This is a genomic window from Butyricicoccus faecihominis (assembly GCF_024462775.1).
Lineage (GTDB): Bacteria > Bacillota > Clostridia > Oscillospirales > Butyricicoccaceae > Agathobaculum > Agathobaculum faecihominis_A.
Map to the genome: position 1 here is coordinate 15,050 of NZ_JANGCE010000041.1, position 14,733 is coordinate 29,782.

Consider the following 14,733-nt stretch of genomic DNA (forward strand, 5'->3'; position numbering starts at 1 on the left):
CAATTATTCTCCCTTTGCTCCATCCAGCAGCACACTCACATCCCGAATATCCGGCGGCATCCTGTGTGAAAAGTTGGCTTCTATTCGCACGCTCACCAGCGCGTTCGCCGCGGCAGGCAGAACCAAATCCATATGCTCCTGCACCGCCATTTTTACCGGCGGCCGGTCATCCGCCCATGCCATAACGTGTTCGCTGCCGGTCAGGGCAAAGGGACAGTATAGCTTCAGCCGTACCAACCCGCTGCCACCGGTATGAATCCGAAACTCTGCTTTCTCTCCGCACCAGTTGTCCGGGTAAACGGAGCCGCGGTCCATCGTTTTTAGGTCGGCGCCCACAGCGTTTTCTCCATCGTCGTCCGGCTCGCGCCCTTCGTAACGGTTGCAGATTTCTCGTGCCGGCCCCAAATCAACCAGCTCTCCGTGCTCGATCCATACCACGCGGTTGCACATCTCTCGAATTTGAGACATGGTGTGCGAAACGAACAATACCGTCGTTCCCCCCGCCATAAGCTCCATCATTCTGTTTCTGCTCTTTTTTTGAAAGTCGGCATCGCCCACTGCCAGTATCTCGTCAACAATCAGTATCTCGGGATTGACGACGGTGGCGACAGAGAACGCAAGGCGCATCAACATACCGGATGAATAATTGCGAATCGGCTGATGAATGAACTTGCCCAGCTCGGAAAACTCCAATATTTCCTCATACTTTTCAGTCAAAAATGCTTCTGAATACCCCAAAATAGCGCCGTTCAAAAAAATATTTTCGCGGCCAGTCAATTCATAATCAAACCCGCTGCCCAACTCCAACATCGGCACAATATTTCCCTTGGAGTTCACCGTGCCGGAAGCTGGCTGCAAGATACCGGAAATAATCTTCAAAAGTGTGCTCTTGCCCGCGCCGTTATGCCCTATGATTCCCATAACCTCTCCTTTTTCCACGGAGAAGCTCACGTTTTTCAGCGCCCAGAATTCCTCGTATTGGAGCTTGCGCGTTACCGCCTGCACCAAATATTCTTTTAAGCTGGCTACGCGGTCTCGCTGCATACGAAAGCGCACAGACACGTCTTTCACATCAATGATTGGTTCCATGTTCGCTCCTTATAGATTGAGCACGAATTTATGCTCCTGCTTGCGGAAAATGAAGATACCCACCAGCAGCGGAATGACCGCCGCCGCTATGCACAGGAGATACGCCTTTGGTTCTGGTGAAATTCCCTCAATGAGGATAATACGCATAAACCGAATAAAGTGATAAAGCGGATTCATTTTATATAGCTGCATAAACCGCATGGGAATAATGGACTCCGGATAGAATATCGGCGTCGCATACATCCATATCATGGTTAATACGCCCCACAAAAATTGCATATCCCGGAAGAACACCATCAGTGTTGAAAGAATCAGCGAAACGCCGATGCAGAACAGCAGCAGACAGAGAATGGGGAACGGCAGTAGCAGCGCCGCCTTGTGCAGGCGTTCTCCGGTGCACAGGAAAACCACAAACAGCGGAATCAGCGCCAGCAGAAAATTGACTGATGAAGATAGAACCCTGCTAAGCGGATAAATGATTTTTGGCACATATACCTTTGTAATCAGCGTTGCGTTGCCCGTAATCGAGGTAAGCCCCAGAGAGCTTGATTCATTAAAAAAGTTAAATAAAACAATACCTGTAAGCAGATATGCAGGAAAGTTTGGAATATCGTTTTTAAACAGCGTAGAAAACACGACATACTGCACCAGCATCGTCAGCAGTGGATTTAAGAAGCTCCAGAACACGCCAAAAACGGAGCGCTTGTATTTCGTCTTAAAGTCGCGCCCCACCAACTGCTTCATCAGGAACTGGTATTTTTCTGCCATAGTGATTGCGCGTACCGCCAAGCAGGTTTTTCCCTTTGCCGCGCGGTAATAGGCCGACACAAAAAAGGAAAGCAGCGCAAGCCCCAGCAACAGGATAAGCGGCCAGTAATAGTCCATGAAGCGCAAGGTCTCCGTGGTGGATATCTCCATGCACAAAATGCCGTCTACTTTGCCGCCGTTGACAACCAGCTTGTCCTCTTCTTTATAGCTTTGGGCCATACTGGCTCGCGCGGTCTGTATGGCGTTACCATAATACACACTTACAAAATTATCCGTTGACCCGTCTACCGCTGTCAGTGTCAAGGTATACCACCCTGCGCCTGAAATCGTCCCGGCAAAAGGCACCGTGTAAAATTGGTTGTCCCGCACTTGGGAAACGTCAATTTCGCTTTCCGCCGCCGTCTCTCCCAGCGCATCCTGAATGATGAGGCGCAGCGTGCCTGTATTCTGCCGCCCATAATCGGCAAACCGCAGGGCAATGCTGTCAATCCGCTCATTTTGCACTTCAAAGCGCTGTGTCAGTGAAAACCCAGCTACCATATCGCCGACCACGCCGGCCGGAGCAACCGAAGTAGTGGTTTCCTGACGGTAGCGAAAGGCGTCTCCCGCTATCCAGCTGAGCAGGCATGCGCAGGCGATATAAACAGCCATTACAACAATGGAAATCTTCTTAATCTTTTGCTTCATACTTCCTGCTTCAATTCCTTTATATATCGTCTTACCGCATCCTGCCAGCTTGGCAGCCGCGTCCATCCCGCCGCGTCGAGCGATGCTTTGCTGAGGCGTGAATTCAGCGGCCTTCTGGCCTTTGCCGGATATTTGCTTGTTGGAATCCGCCGCACTCTGGTCTTTTTATCCGCTAAGCGAAAGGTTTCCTCCGCCAAATCGGCAAACGAGCATATGCCTTCATTCGTCGCGTGATATGTTCCGTATTTCTCGCTCATTGCCATGTCGCACAGCAGCGGCGCCAAATCCGCCGTATACGTCGGGCTGCCAATCTGGTCGTCTACCACGCTCACCTCGTCGTGCGTTTCGCTTAGGCGCAGCATGGTCCGCACAAAATTATTGCCGTTTTTGCCAAACGCCCATGATACACGCACGATAAAATACCGCGTCAGCAATTCTTTTACCGCAATTTCGCCTGCAAGCTTTGTTTCCCCATAAACCCCAAGCGGCCCAGTTCGGTCATCCACCTCGTAAAACTGCTCCCCATCTCCCGGGAACACATAATCCGTAGATATGTAAATCATCTTTGCACCGGTTGCCCGGCAGGCGGCCGCAATATTGCGCGGGCCATCCGCATTCACCGCGTGTACCCGTTCCGGTTCCTCCTCGGCTTTGTCTACAGCCGTATACGCCGAACAATGAATCACTGCATTCGGCTGATACTGCGTGATGTAGTCCATTGCCGCCTCGGCATCCGTAATGTCGAAATCCGCTATGTCTACACCTTTATTTTCAATTTTACGCGCCGTCAGCTCTTTGCAGACATCATATCCCAGCTGTCCGCCAACGCCGGTTACTAAAATTCTCATGTATATCCCTCATAAATCTACGCTTCAGTAAAGTGAAGAAAGATTAAACAAAATTTTTAAGAACCTTTTGTAGTAAAAAGCAAACTAATTTTTTCGGAAGAAACGGTAGTGCAATTTCAAACCAAGTGACCTTAGGCGAGCATGCACGTGTCCGCCAAAGCTCTTGCAAGCCGCCCTTTTCTTTGTTGTACCAACGCACTCTAGCATTTGCCCAAATGTATATGCGCTGCAAATATGCCTGTATTCGTTTCCTTCGGTCTACAGATATGCTGTTATCCTGCTGTACGCGAAGCAAACTCTCTTTTGTCCTCGTTTTAAAAGGCACAATCCTTTTATCGTAATAGGCCTGACGGCTGGTTATCTCCTTAAACGGCTCCGACAGGTTGCTCCCATGTAGCCGGTGCTGCACCAGCGCCTCATCCCAAAACGCAATTTTTCCCTGTACCGCCGCCCAAAAGCTGAACCATTGGTCATAGGGCATTTCTCTTGGAATCGGAAGTGCCTGCTTTGCCGTTTGTGCGTCCATGACGAGTGCGCTTCCATAAATACAGTTCTTTACAAATAACCTCTCTGCAATGTCTCTGCCTTCCAAAAAATATATACCGCGCTGGATGCTGCGGATATCATCGCTCATCATGCAGCCTGTCCCGTCTATGGCGCTCAAGGCACAATACGCAGCCTTCGCATTCTCCTGTTCCAAGACGTTCGCCAAAATTTCCAATTTTCGTGGCAACCAAATGTCATCCTGATCACAAAACGCAATATACTCTCCATTTGCCCGCTGAACCAAATCTGCGAAGCTTCGATCTGCACCAAAATTTTCATCATTTACAGAATAGTGAAAGGGAATTCTTTTTAATATGTCAGAAAAAAAACGTCCGCCAACAGGTTCATCCGGCCCATCATCCGCTATCCATAATTCAAGCTCTCCCCAAGTCTGGTTTTCCAAGGAAGCAAGCTGTTCCCGAAGCCAATCTCTATTGGGATGATAAACAGCCATCAAAATTGCAATTTTCTTCATCAATACAAATTCCTACACTACAGTTTCTCAATCAATTTCGGAGAAATCATTATCAGCAGTGCCGCTGCGCGGTTTTTGAATCTCGCCTGCGAATCCCGTAGCACTTTAGGCGCGTTATTCTGCAAGAAAAGCTGTAAATGCTCTCGCATATTCTGCGCTGCTTCTTTGTTTGCCGATACGGCCTTCAACACCTGACAGTAATTGCTGAATTTTTTACAGCGGGCCGCCGCTTCCGCCTGCGGGCAGTGCGCTTTCACATAATCATACATACAATCGGTCATTTCAATCTCATCTTCGCGCAATTCGATTTTCTCGCTGTGTACAATGCTTTCTTCTCTTTGATAATAAAAATACAGCTCACTTGGATTCCATGCGACTCGCTCCGCCGTCCCAAACGCTTGTACAATCGATAAAATGTCCTCATATACCTTTCCAACGGGAAACGGGAACCGCCTTATATCCTCCGTCTGAAACATCTTGCCCCATGCGCTCACATCAAATTTTTTCTGATACAGCATGGTACTCAGCGCATCGTATTTGGAGTAAACGCTCTCTTTTCTCTCGCAATTTGGGGATATCTGAGCAGGAGCCTCTCCCACAATCCTGAAACCGCAAACCGAAATTTGCGCCCGATTTTTTAGCATGCCGTTTAACAGCGTACTCACATATTCCGGATGAATGTAATCATCCCCATCTACGTAAGCGATGTACTCTCCCGAAGCAGCCGCTGTTCCCGCATTGCGCGCCGCTGACAAGCCCTGGTTTTTCTGATGGAGCACTGTCACACGGTTGTCCGCCTTCTGGTAAGCATCGCACATTGCAGGGCTTTTATCAGTGGAGCCATCGTCTACCAGTATCACCTCAAGATTTGGGAACGTCTGATGCAATACGCTTTCCACGCAGCGCTTCAAATAGCGCTCTAAGTTGTATACCGGAATCACAAGCGAAACAAGCGGCTTATCTGTTTCCATACATCCGCTCATAATAATCCTGATACTCCCCTGAAAGGATGTTTTGCCACCAGTCCCGGTTGTCCAAATACCACTCTATGGTCTTTTTAATGCCGTCCTCAAACTTTGTCGCCGGCAGCCAGCCCAGCTCCTCGTGAATCTTGGTCGGGTCAATGGCATACCGCTGGTCGTGGCCTTTCCGGTCGCTCACAAACTGAATTTCACCCTTGCCCAGCGCGTCAATGATCAGCTGTACGACCTCCAAATTACTCTTCTCGTTGTGCCCGCCGATGTTGTACACCTCGCCCACGCGCCCCTTGTGCAGGATAAGGTCAATCGCCGCGCAGTGGTCCTCGACATACAGCCAGTCGCGCACATTTTTACCGTCGCCGTATACCGGCAGAGGCTTGCCGTTTAAAGCGTTTGCAATCATCAGCGGAATCAGCTTTTCAGGGAAGTGATACGGCCCGTAGTTGTTCGAGCACCGCGAAATGGTCACCGGCACCCCAAACGTCCGGTGGTACGCCTGCACCAGCAAATCTGCCCCGGCCTTGGAAGCCGAGTAGGGGCTGGACGTGTGAATGGGCGTCTCCTCCGTGAAAAACAAATCCGGCCGGTCGAGCGGCAGATCGCCATACACCTCGTCGGTCGAAACCTGATGGTAGCGCGAAACCCCAATCTTCCGGCAGGCGTCCAGCAGCACCTGCGTGCCCATCACGTTGGTCTGCAAAAAGATGGACGGGTTCTCGATGGAACGGTCCACATGGCTCTCCGCCGCAAAATTGACGACAATATCCGGCTTTTCCTTCTCAAAAATGCCGTACACCGCGTCCCGGTCCGCAATATCCGCTTTCACAAACGTGAAATTCGGCTTGTCCATCACCGGCGCCAGCGTCTCCATATTGCCCGCGTAGGTCAGCTTATCGAGGCAGATGATCTGGTAGTCCGGGTATTTGTGCAGCATATAGTGAACAAAATTACCGCCGATAAATCCAGCGCCGCCCGTTACAAGTATCTTCATTCTTTTACCACTCCTCAAAGCCGGTCACGGCATCCTTCAAAAACGGCGATTGTGCGTCTTTGTCAGACAAAACCGGTTGCTCCACGCCCCAGTCGATGTTCAACTCCGGGTCGTTCCACCGAATGCCGCTATCCGCTTCGGGCGCGTAGTAGTTGTCCGCCTTGTACAGAAACTCCACATCGTCGGTCAGCGTCACAAATCCGTGGCCGAAGCCGCGTGGAATCAAAAATTGCTTTTTATTCTCCGCCGAAAGCTCTACCCCAACCCACTGTTTATACGTTGTGCTGGAGGGCCGCAGGTCGACCGCCACATCGTATACCGCTCCGCGCGTGCAGCGCACCAGTTTAGCTTGCGCCTTGTCACCACGCTGAAAATGAATGCCGCGCAGCGTCCCCTTTACGGTGGAAGAAGAATGGTTGTCCTGCACAAAATCATACGAAAGGCCCATTTCGTCCAGCTTCCGCTTGGACCAGCTCTCCATAAAAAAGCCGCGATGGTCGCCGAACACCTCCGGCTCCAGTATCACAACGCCGGCAAGCTTTGTTTCCGTCAGTTTCATATGTGTAAAGCTCCTTAATACTGTATCTTTCCCTCGGCGACCTTGCGCAGATAAGCGCCGTATGGCGCCTTACCGTATGTATCGGCTGCCGCATTTAATTCGTCACAGGTGATCCAGCCGTTACGATACGCGATCTCCTCGAGCGACGCGATCTGAATACCCGTACGGCCTTCCACCACGCGGACAAAGTCCGTTGCTTCGTTCATGGAATCCACCGTGCCTGTATCCAACCAGGCATAGCCGCGGCCGAGGGTCACGACGTTTAAAGCACCAGCCTCTAAGTAAACGCGGTTTAAATCCGTGATCTCCAACTCGCCACGCGGCGAAGGTTTAAGTGACTTCGCGTAGTCACATACCTTTTCATCATAAAAATAAAGGCCCGTCACAGCATAATTGGAACGCGGCTGTGATGGCTTTTCCTCGATTGAAACCGCTTGGCCATTCTTATCAAATTCAACAACGCCGAACCGCTCCGGATCGTCCACATAATACCCGAACACCGTTGCTCCACTCTCACAAGATTCAGCTTTTCTTAAATGTGCTCCAAGGCCCGCACCATAGAATATGTTGTCGCCCAAAATCATCGCGCAGCGATCCCCTGAGATGAACTCCTCACCAAGAATAAAAGCCTGTGCTAAACCATCCGGTGAAGGTTGTATTTTATAAGAAAGATGAATACCATATCGGCTGCCATCGCCAAGCAAACGCTCGAAGTTCGGCAGATCCTGAGGCGTGGAGATGATAAGGATATCCCGTATCCCCGCCAGCATCAGCGTGGACAGCGGGTAATACACCATTGGCTTATCATAGATCGGCAGCAGCTGTTTGCTCGTGACCATCGTCAACGGGTACAGTCTCGTTCCGCTTCCGCCAGCCAGTACGATTCCTTTCATCCGGTTACCTCCAATCGCTTTTTCATGCCCCTTTGACCCACTTCCAAAATGTCTGGTGGGAAACACCAAGGATGCGCGCGGCTTCTCGGGTAGATATCTCCTTGGAAAGCCAGCGTTTCTTCAGTTTATAGAACTCCTCTTCCTTCTCCAGCGGCGGGCGGCCGAAGCGGACGCCTTTAGCTTTTGCGGCGTCAATACCCTCGCGCTGGCGCTGACGGTGTTCAGCATATTCATGCACCACTGTGGAATCAAACGCTTCGATCAGAAGGTTGTTCATCAGTTCTACAGCCCACTGCTGGTCTTCAGATAACTCGATCATCGTCGTTGGCATATCGACCACTTTCAGGCGAATGCCGCTCTCTTTCAGCCATTGCAGTTCCTGTTTAATATCCGCTTTGCAGCGGCTTAATCGGTCGAGGGACTGGATAATCAGCGTATCTCCATCCCGCAGTGCAGCGTTTTTTAGCAGCTGATAGCTGTTCTGATCGGTATTCCTCTCCGATTCCTGATCAATGAATATTTCATACTCCTGCGCACCGAGCTGGCGAAAAGCTTCCAGCTGCACATCCAGATTCTTCTCATCGTCTGATACGCGGGCATAATAAAAGGTTTTGTGTTGCATACTCCCACCTCTTCTTCCTGCATTTCTTCGATGATTTCTTTCTTTTTTATTGTGAAGACAATCAAAAGGTGTACTATTTGATTTCCAGTGAAAATTTCCAGTCATCATACATCACTATCGGTTACTGGAAACGATGTGCTAATTAACTATTGCTTTTTAAGCACTTTTGCGATATACTTGATTAGGCAAAAAAGCTGTCAAAAGGCACACCTTTTGACAGCTTTTTATATTTGTTTTCCGTCTATATTATAAAATCGTACAATGTTACTGCCTTCAGAAGCATTCTTTCATCAGTCGCATCAACGACTTCAACCGCCCGTTTTTCGAAGTATTGGGCAGCGTTATCGGGCTGATATCCAGTTTTCGCAGCTTTATCAGCAATCGCTCCATCTGTCCGGCAGAAAGCCCATATTTCTGCTTTGTCTTCCCGATCGCCGCGTTCAGCGACCGGCTGTCACTTACTTTGCGCAGCAAATATGTGATCTGTTTCCGTGTTTTCTCTTTCCAGCCGCTCTGTTTCATCATAATGACAGCGTCCTCAAATCGTAGATGTTCTCCATCCGCATTTTTGAAGATCCGTTTCAGATACCACTCAACCACCTTCTTTGCTTGCCGCGCTCCTTCCTTTAAATAGTGATAGTTGTCGGCCTGCTCGCCAAGCCGCTTTTTCAGCGCTGCCCTTTTTAGCTCCGCTTCCAGCCGTAAAATATGTAATTCCTTCAGTACATCGGTATCACGGCCTGTCATTTTCAGCTGCGCCGATTTGTTATATACAAAAAAACTAGCTGATTTACACGTTTGACGGCATGACCCTCTATTGGCTTCCTCCGCATATTTTGCCTTGTGCTCCGCATCGCGAAACCGCTCCTGCTTATAATGTGGCAGCACCATTCCCTTTTGACAGGCCCGAACATATTGCTTGACCGGCTCCTCCGTCTGAAAATATAGGTCAACGGTCATATCCTGCCGACAGATCTTCATATCGTCTATCGAGCGTGGTACTTTGATCTTCTTCAGCATCCGATCCGCTGTTTTGACCAGTTGTTGATAGGACTTTCTGTTCGGTTGGTACAACGCTAACGGGCTTGAGCTGCCCAGTACCCGGCATGGCTCGATCCGGACCTTCAGCCGATACAGCTGATGACCTCCGCTTTTAAAGCGGGATAAGTAGAGCACGATCCCTTGCTCGCAAAAGTCATGACAGGTACAGCGTTTTCCCCCAGTCCAATAGTTTTCCTCTGTCCTAAGGACGGATAAATGCGCATCGATCTCGTAAAACTCATTCTTCGTCAATGTCATCGCGACTGAATAGGTATGTACGCCTGATTCCATATCAATCAACTGCCCATTCCTCCTCTTCTCGCTTTTTGACAGTTGGTGCAGCGGTTGCAGCGCTTTTTCTGTCCCTGCCCAAACGACCGCAGCAACATTTTGGTCTGGCAATGCGCCGTATCGTCGCAATAGTCTTTCATCTCATCCAGACGATTCAACGCACGCTTTTTGGCTGAATCATCCTGAATACTGCTCAAAATCACCCGGTCAATGTAGTAATCGTCATCGCTGTACAGCAGCACACAATGCGCCTTTTGTCCTTGCCGTCCCGCTCGCCCAGCCTGCTGCACGTAATCGGTTACAGACAGCGACATATTGAAATGAATGACCAAATCGACCTCTCCCATGTCAACGCCCATGCCAAACGCCGAGGTTGCCACCATGATCTGCTTTTCTCCTTTTAGAAACTGCAGCTCATGAGAAGCCCTTTTTGCCGCGCCCATATTCGAATGACACTTGCAAACTTTCCCCGGATATCGCTTCTCCAGTAGTTCATGTACCGCGTCCACCGCCTTCTTCGTATTGCAGTAAACAATGCTGCATCCGGTATGATATTTTTTCAGGTATTGATGAAGTAGCGTCAGTTTAGCCTTTCGATCATCCGCGTATTTTTTGATAAAAATTAAATTCTTCCGATACAAATCGTTCTCAAATATCGCGGGCTTCTTCATGTGCAGCAGCGAGCATATCTGTTTGATATCTTCTTTTGAAGCGGTCGCCGTTAGCGCGGTGATCACAGGACGTTCCGACAACGAATTAATCGCTTCCCCAATTTGCAGATAATCGCTGCGAAAGGAGCCTCCCCAATCCAACACACAATGACATTCATCCACCACGAGCATAAACAACTTCATTCCCCGTAATATACATAAAAAAGACTCCGAAACAAACCGTTCCGGAGTGATATACAAAATATTCACTTTCCCTTTCTGAAACCGCTTTAAGCTATCTGTACGCTCACTCTTTGTCATAGCAGAATCCATATATTCCGCCGCAATGCCAAGCGTCCGCAGCTTACGCGTCTGGTCATGCATCAATGCAAGTGTGGGTTCCAGTACCACCGTTATTTGGTTTGCATGCAACAGTGCGGGAATCTGATAAATGGCCGACTTGCCCGAAGATGTCGGCGCCAATACAAACGTATCCTCCTCGGAACAGATCGAACTGATCGGTTTCAATTGATGTCGGCGCAGCACGTCGATACCCAGCTGATCCATTACCGGCTTTATGTTTCTTTTTACATCCATGAGAATAATCCTCCCAGCATTATGATTACTCTCATGTCGCATTGCGTGTAAAAAGATAATGATGTTTGGTGCACAATTTCATCTGTTTCACTCAATTTCAGATACAATGAGCATAGAACGCTAAGCAGCCTTCCCGGGGGCATCGGACTATATTTTAGCCAAAGCTGTTCTATAAAAGTGTATAAAAGATGATATGTATTAGGCCCATCTTAAAAAAAGCAGACGACCGTTTTTCTCCGGTCGTCTGCTTTTCAACTGAATTGCCAACGTATGTAGTAGATCACCTCGTACTCGCCGCGATAAGCCGACAAATAGCGACGAAACACAAACTTTTCCCCACTTTCCCGAACTTTTTCTTGCATCCTTTTGTTTTGCGAGATGTGTATCTCATCGGCGACCTCCATCTGCGTGCGGCCCTCGAAAAAGCGAAGCTGAATGATGCGCTTTTCGCGCTCCGTCAAGCTGTCGATCGCTTCCTTGAGCGCGATACGGGCCAGCCACTGCTCGTCCGTATTCTTATTATCGCCCACCTGATCCATCACGCATACCGTGTCTGTGCCGTCGTGAAAGACCGGCTCGAAAAGCGAGACCGGATCGAGGATAGCGTCCAGTGCAAAGACGACTTCTTCTTTCTTTACCCCCATGGCCTTGGCCAGCTCCATGATATCCGGCTCGCGCTGGTTTGCACGAATAAACGCTTCCTTCGCTTGCAGCGCCTTGTATGCCGTGTCGCGCAGCGAGCGGGATACGCGCAGCGCGCTGTTGTCGCGTAAATACCGGCGTATTTCACCAATGATCATCGGCATGAATGTGCGCAGGTGAAATAGATTCAGCCCGCCCTTGTCGCGCCGGTCTGTTCAGCGGCGTCAAAGGCGTAATAAACCTCTATTTTGTCATTTTGCAAGACGATTTTTTCGACCAGCGCGCGTACCAGCGTTTGCCGCCGTTCATCGGGCAGCGTGTCCCAGCAAGCGCCAATGGTCGTCAGCGCGTCCCGCGCTTCACTGACTTCCTGCCGCTGCGCCTTTTGCGCTTCCGCTTCGGCGAGCATTCTTTCCGCGCGCTGCTGTTCGGTTTTGGCGCGGCTGATCGCTTCGCGCAGCGCCTCGTCCTCGCCCTCGGCATACAATTCGTACAGGCGGCGCAGCTTATGCTTGGCCCGATCAAGCGCACGGCGGCACGCGGGTCCATCGGTTTGGCGGCCGCTTTTATGTCTCGGCTTTGCGGCCAGCCGGCACAGGTCGCGCACGACGACCGCCTCGACCTCTCGCGCCATGACGCCGCGGTTCGAGCAGTCCGCATCATGAACCAAATGGGGCTTGGATCGATCGCGCGAATAGCACACCAGCTTGTCCCCCGCGTTCCCCCATTTCTGGTAACGCATTTTGGCTCCGCAGTGGCCGCAGACAAGCAGACCGGTCAGCAGCTTGTTGCCCGCCGCCGCGCGCGGCCGGTCGGTTCTGCGTAGCCGCCTCTGCGCGCGCGCAAAGGTCTCGCGGTCAATGAGCGGCTCATGCCTGCCCTGATAGGTCTCGCCCTTGTAGCAGATCACACCGGTGTTGCTCTCGCGCTTTAAGATCTGCGTGACCAGATGCTCGTACTTGAGCCCGAGATCTCTGGCGATCCGGTTTTGTGAGTGGCCCGCGAGATAGCGCGCATAGATCTCGCGCACCGTGTCCGCGTCCGCATTCGGTACCAGAATACCCCGTGCGGGATCGTAATCATAGCCAAAGGGAATTTTACCGCCCCCCGGCCAATAGCCCTGCTTGACGCGTTCGACCATGCCCATGCGCGTGCGAAGAAAAATGTTTTCACGTTCCAGCTGCGCAAAGGCGGACAAAATACCGATCATGGCCCGACCGTACGGGCTGCCGGTATCGATATTTTCATTGATGGATACAAAATCCACCCCATGCGGCAGAAACACATCCTCGATCAAAAAGAGCGTGTCCTTCTGGCTTCGGCTGAGCCGGTCGAGCTTGTATACGACGACCCGCTCGATCTCGCCCGCGCGGATGCGACGGGTCAGCTCCTCCATTGCCGGACGCGATAGGTTGGAACCCGAAAAACCGCCGTCCACAAAGCGCTCAAACCGTAAAAGGCCCTTCATTTTGCAGTAGGCTTCCAGCTTTTCCGCCTGTGCCGAGAGCGAGTAGCCCTCATCCGCCTGCGCTTCCGTGGAAACGCGCAGATACAGCGCGGTCAGTTTGTCCATGCTTCTTCCTTTCCGAAGCCGCCGTCCTCCGCATTCAGTATAGCAGAGGCGCCTGCGGCGGGCAAAGGCAAATCCTGCCGCGCGCGCGTATCCGAAAGCAGCGCGCCGACGCCTTCCGCGTCCAGCAGAAGCGGCGGCATCACGCCATGCAGGCGCTTGCCGTTTAAATAGCGAACAATTTTCATGCAAATACCACTTCCCTTCCACTTCCAGTATCGCCCGGGGACGCGCATTTTAGCCTTTGTAAAAGAATTTCGGTTTTTCATTGTTTTACGTATTGAGAACTGCCCATGATAGGGTGTATAATGTTGGCAGATCACTTATGGAACCACTGCATACAGGGTATGCGGCAAAGCGTCGGATCATTAACGCCGTTTTGCCAAGCCCGCTTTGCGCAGCGGTTTCTGAAAAAACGGAGGAGAGAAAAACTATGTCTATGTTCGACAACCTGATCGCCACGCTGAAAGCCGATCCCCGCAAGGTCGTTTTTACCGAGGGTTCGGATCCCCGTATCCTCGAAGCTGCCGCCCGTCTGAAGAAGGACGGTCTGCTCACTTCGATCCTCGTCGGCAATGTGGATGAAGTGAACGCCGCTGCCAAGGCCGGCGGCTTCGATATCGACGGCCTCGAGATCCTCGATCCCGCTACTTACCCCGAGATGGACGCCATGGTCGCCAAGATGGTGGAGCTTCGCAAGGGCAAAATGAGCGAAGAGGACTGCCGCAAGGCGCTCTCTAAGGGCAACTACTTCGGCACCATGCTGGTAAAGCTGGGTAAAGCCGACGCGCTGCTCGGCGGCGCTACCTATTCGACGGCCGACACGGTCCGTCCCGCCCTGCAGATCATCAAGACCAAGCCGGGCAACAAGATCGTATCCTCCTGCTTTATCCTGCGCCGCGACGCGAAGGACGGCGGCGACGAGAAGTACGCAATGGGCGACTGCGCGATCAACATCAATCCCGGCGAGGATGATCTGGTTGAGATCGCGATCGAGACCGCGAAGACCGCCGCTGCCTTCGGCATTGATCCCAAGGTTGCGATGCTGTCCTACTCGACCATGGGCTCCGGCAAGGGCGAGACCGTCGATATGATGCGGGGCGCCACCGAAAAGACCAAGGCCGCCGCTCCCGAACTCGCCGTTGACGGCGAATTGCAGTTCGACGCAGCGTTCTCCCCTGTTGTCGCGCAGACTAAGTGCAAGGGTTCTCCCGTTGCCGGTCAGGCCAACACCTTTATCTTCCCCGATATCAACGCGGGCAACATCGGCTACAAGATCGCGCAGCGTCTGGGCGGTTTCGAGGCCTACGGCCCGATCCTGCAGGGCCTGAACGCCCCGATCAACGACCTTTCCCGCGGCTGCGACGCGAACGAGGTCTACCAGATGGCCATCATCACCGCCGGCCTGAAGTAAGTATTTTACGAAACCAATCGGGTAGGAGGTAGACAATTAATTTATCTACCGACCTCCCCCACCACCGTGC

At 51.4% G+C, this 14,733-nt stretch carries 14 protein-coding genes and 1 pseudogene; 1 reads left to right on the forward strand and 14 read right to left on the reverse strand.

The features are described from left to right. Positions 1-3 precede the first annotated feature (3 nt). The 14 genes and pseudogenes from NE562_RS15890 to NE562_RS15955 form a co-directional block, all read right to left on the reverse strand. Positions 4-1,089: an ABC transporter ATP-binding protein gene (locus tag NE562_RS15890; protein ID WP_330646045.1), complete on the reverse strand. Its 1,086-nt coding sequence runs from the start codon at positions 1,087-1,089 to the stop codon at positions 4-6. A 9-nt stretch (positions 1,090-1,098) separates the two neighbouring features. Further along, on the reverse strand, positions 1,099-2,610 hold the full coding sequence (locus NE562_RS15895; RefSeq protein WP_280963398.1) for an ABC transporter permease: 1,512 nt from the start codon (positions 2,608-2,610) through the stop codon (positions 1,099-1,101). Then, on the reverse strand, positions 2,541-3,392 hold the full coding sequence (rfbD, locus tag NE562_RS15900) for a dTDP-4-dehydrorhamnose reductase (protein WP_280963399.1): 852 nt from the start codon (positions 3,390-3,392) through the stop codon (positions 2,541-2,543). Before rfbD ends, NE562_RS15895 begins: the two co-directional genes overlap by 70 nt. 43 nt (positions 3,393-3,435) lie before the next feature. Beyond that, complete coding sequence (locus NE562_RS15905) at positions 3,436-4,413, reverse strand: glycosyltransferase (protein ID WP_280963400.1); 978 nt, start codon at positions 4,411-4,413, stop codon at positions 3,436-3,438. A gap of 17 nt (positions 4,414-4,430) precedes the next feature. Further along, positions 4,431-5,384: a glycosyltransferase family 2 protein gene (locus NE562_RS15910; RefSeq protein ID WP_280963401.1), complete on the reverse strand. Its 954-nt coding sequence runs from the start codon at positions 5,382-5,384 to the stop codon at positions 4,431-4,433. Beyond that, positions 5,371-6,384 carry a dTDP-glucose 4,6-dehydratase gene (gene rfbB / locus NE562_RS15915; RefSeq protein WP_280963402.1) on the reverse strand — a complete coding sequence of 338 codons (1,014 nt, stop codon included), beginning with the start codon at positions 6,382-6,384 and terminating at the stop codon, positions 5,371-5,373. The genes NE562_RS15910 and rfbB overlap by 14 nt, the downstream gene beginning before the upstream one ends. A gap of 4 nt (positions 6,385-6,388) precedes the next feature. After that, a complete protein-coding gene (gene rfbC / locus NE562_RS15920) occupies positions 6,389-6,943 on the reverse strand; it encodes a dTDP-4-dehydrorhamnose 3,5-epimerase (RefSeq protein ID WP_280963403.1) in 555 nt (184 codons plus the stop codon). A gap of 14 nt (positions 6,944-6,957) precedes the next feature. Beyond that, positions 6,958-7,836, reverse strand: coding sequence for a glucose-1-phosphate thymidylyltransferase RfbA (gene rfbA / locus NE562_RS15925; protein ID WP_280963404.1), 879 nt, complete (start codon positions 7,834-7,836; stop codon positions 6,958-6,960). A 22-nt stretch (positions 7,837-7,858) separates the two neighbouring features. Then, positions 7,859-8,458: a recombinase family protein gene (locus NE562_RS15930; RefSeq protein WP_280963405.1), complete on the reverse strand. Its 600-nt coding sequence runs from the start codon at positions 8,456-8,458 to the stop codon at positions 7,859-7,861. Between the two features lie 273 nt (positions 8,459-8,731). Continuing rightward, on the reverse strand, positions 8,732-9,799 hold the full coding sequence (locus NE562_RS15935) for a hypothetical protein (RefSeq protein ID WP_280963406.1): 1,068 nt from the start codon (positions 9,797-9,799) through the stop codon (positions 8,732-8,734). Then, the gene (locus NE562_RS15940; protein ID WP_280963407.1) at positions 9,796-11,037 is read right to left on the reverse strand and encodes a RecQ family ATP-dependent DNA helicase; all 1,242 of its coding nucleotides are present in this window, start codon (positions 11,035-11,037) and stop codon (positions 9,796-9,798) included. The genes NE562_RS15935 and NE562_RS15940 overlap by 4 nt, the downstream gene beginning before the upstream one ends. Positions 11,038-11,408: 371 nt before the next feature. Then, positions 11,409-11,843 (reverse strand): annotated as a pseudogene (locus NE562_RS15945) (sigma factor-like helix-turn-helix DNA-binding protein); the annotation flags it as partial. Positions 11,844-11,866: 23 nt separating this feature from the next. Beyond that, positions 11,867-13,252: a recombinase family protein gene (locus tag NE562_RS15950; protein WP_280963408.1), complete on the reverse strand. Its 1,386-nt coding sequence runs from the start codon at positions 13,250-13,252 to the stop codon at positions 11,867-11,869. Next, positions 13,240-13,437, reverse strand: a complete 198-nt coding sequence (locus NE562_RS15955; protein WP_280963409.1) for a hypothetical protein — start codon at positions 13,435-13,437, stop codon at positions 13,240-13,242. Before NE562_RS15955 ends, NE562_RS15950 begins: the two co-directional genes overlap by 13 nt. A 251-nt stretch (positions 13,438-13,688) precedes the next feature. Between NE562_RS15955 and pta the strand changes: the two genes are divergently transcribed. After that, positions 13,689-14,663 carry a phosphate acetyltransferase gene (gene pta, locus NE562_RS15960; protein ID WP_280963411.1) on the forward strand — a complete coding sequence of 325 codons (975 nt, stop codon included), beginning with the start codon at positions 13,689-13,691 and terminating at the stop codon, positions 14,661-14,663. Positions 14,664-14,733 lie beyond the last annotated feature (70 nt).

Bases quoted from the DNA above. Each gene is read 5' to 3' on its own strand.
- NE562_RS15890 (WP_330646045.1), bottom strand. From the start codon at position 1,089: ATGGAACCAATCATTGATGTGAAAGACGTGTCTGTGCGCTTTCGTATG.
- NE562_RS15895 (WP_280963398.1), bottom strand. From the start codon at position 2,610: ATGGACGCGGCTGCCAAGCTGGCAGGATGCGGTAAGACGATATATAAA.
- rfbD (WP_280963399.1), bottom strand. From the start codon at position 3,392: ATGAGAATTTTAGTAACCGGCGTTGGCGGACAGCTGGGATATGATGTC.
- NE562_RS15905 (WP_280963400.1), bottom strand. From the start codon at position 4,413: ATGAAGAAAATTGCAATTTTGATGGCTGTTTATCATCCCAATAGAGAT.
- NE562_RS15910 (WP_280963401.1), bottom strand. From the start codon at position 5,384: ATGGAAACAGATAAGCCGCTTGTTTCGCTTGTGATTCCGGTATACAAC.
- rfbB (WP_280963402.1), bottom strand. From the start codon at position 6,384: ATGAAGATACTTGTAACGGGCGGCGCTGGATTTATCGGCGGTAATTTT.
- rfbC (WP_280963403.1), bottom strand. From the start codon at position 6,943: ATGAAACTGACGGAAACAAAGCTTGCCGGCGTTGTGATACTGGAGCCG.
- rfbA (WP_280963404.1), bottom strand. From the start codon at position 7,836: ATGAAAGGAATCGTACTGGCTGGCGGAAGCGGAACGAGACTGTACCCG.
- NE562_RS15930 (WP_280963405.1), bottom strand. From the start codon at position 8,458: ATGCAACACAAAACCTTTTATTATGCCCGCGTATCAGACGATGAGAAG.
- NE562_RS15940 (WP_280963407.1), bottom strand. From the start codon at position 11,037: ATGGATGTAAAAAGAAACATAAAGCCGGTAATGGATCAGCTGGGTATC.
- NE562_RS15950 (WP_280963408.1), bottom strand. From the start codon at position 13,252: ATGGACAAACTGACCGCGCTGTATCTGCGCGTTTCCACGGAAGCGCAG.
- NE562_RS15955 (WP_280963409.1), bottom strand. From the start codon at position 13,437: ATGAAAATTGTTCGCTATTTAAACGGCAAGCGCCTGCATGGCGTGATG.
- pta (WP_280963411.1), top strand. From the start codon at position 13,689: ATGTTCGACAACCTGATCGCCACGCTGAAAGCCGATCCCCGCAAGGTC.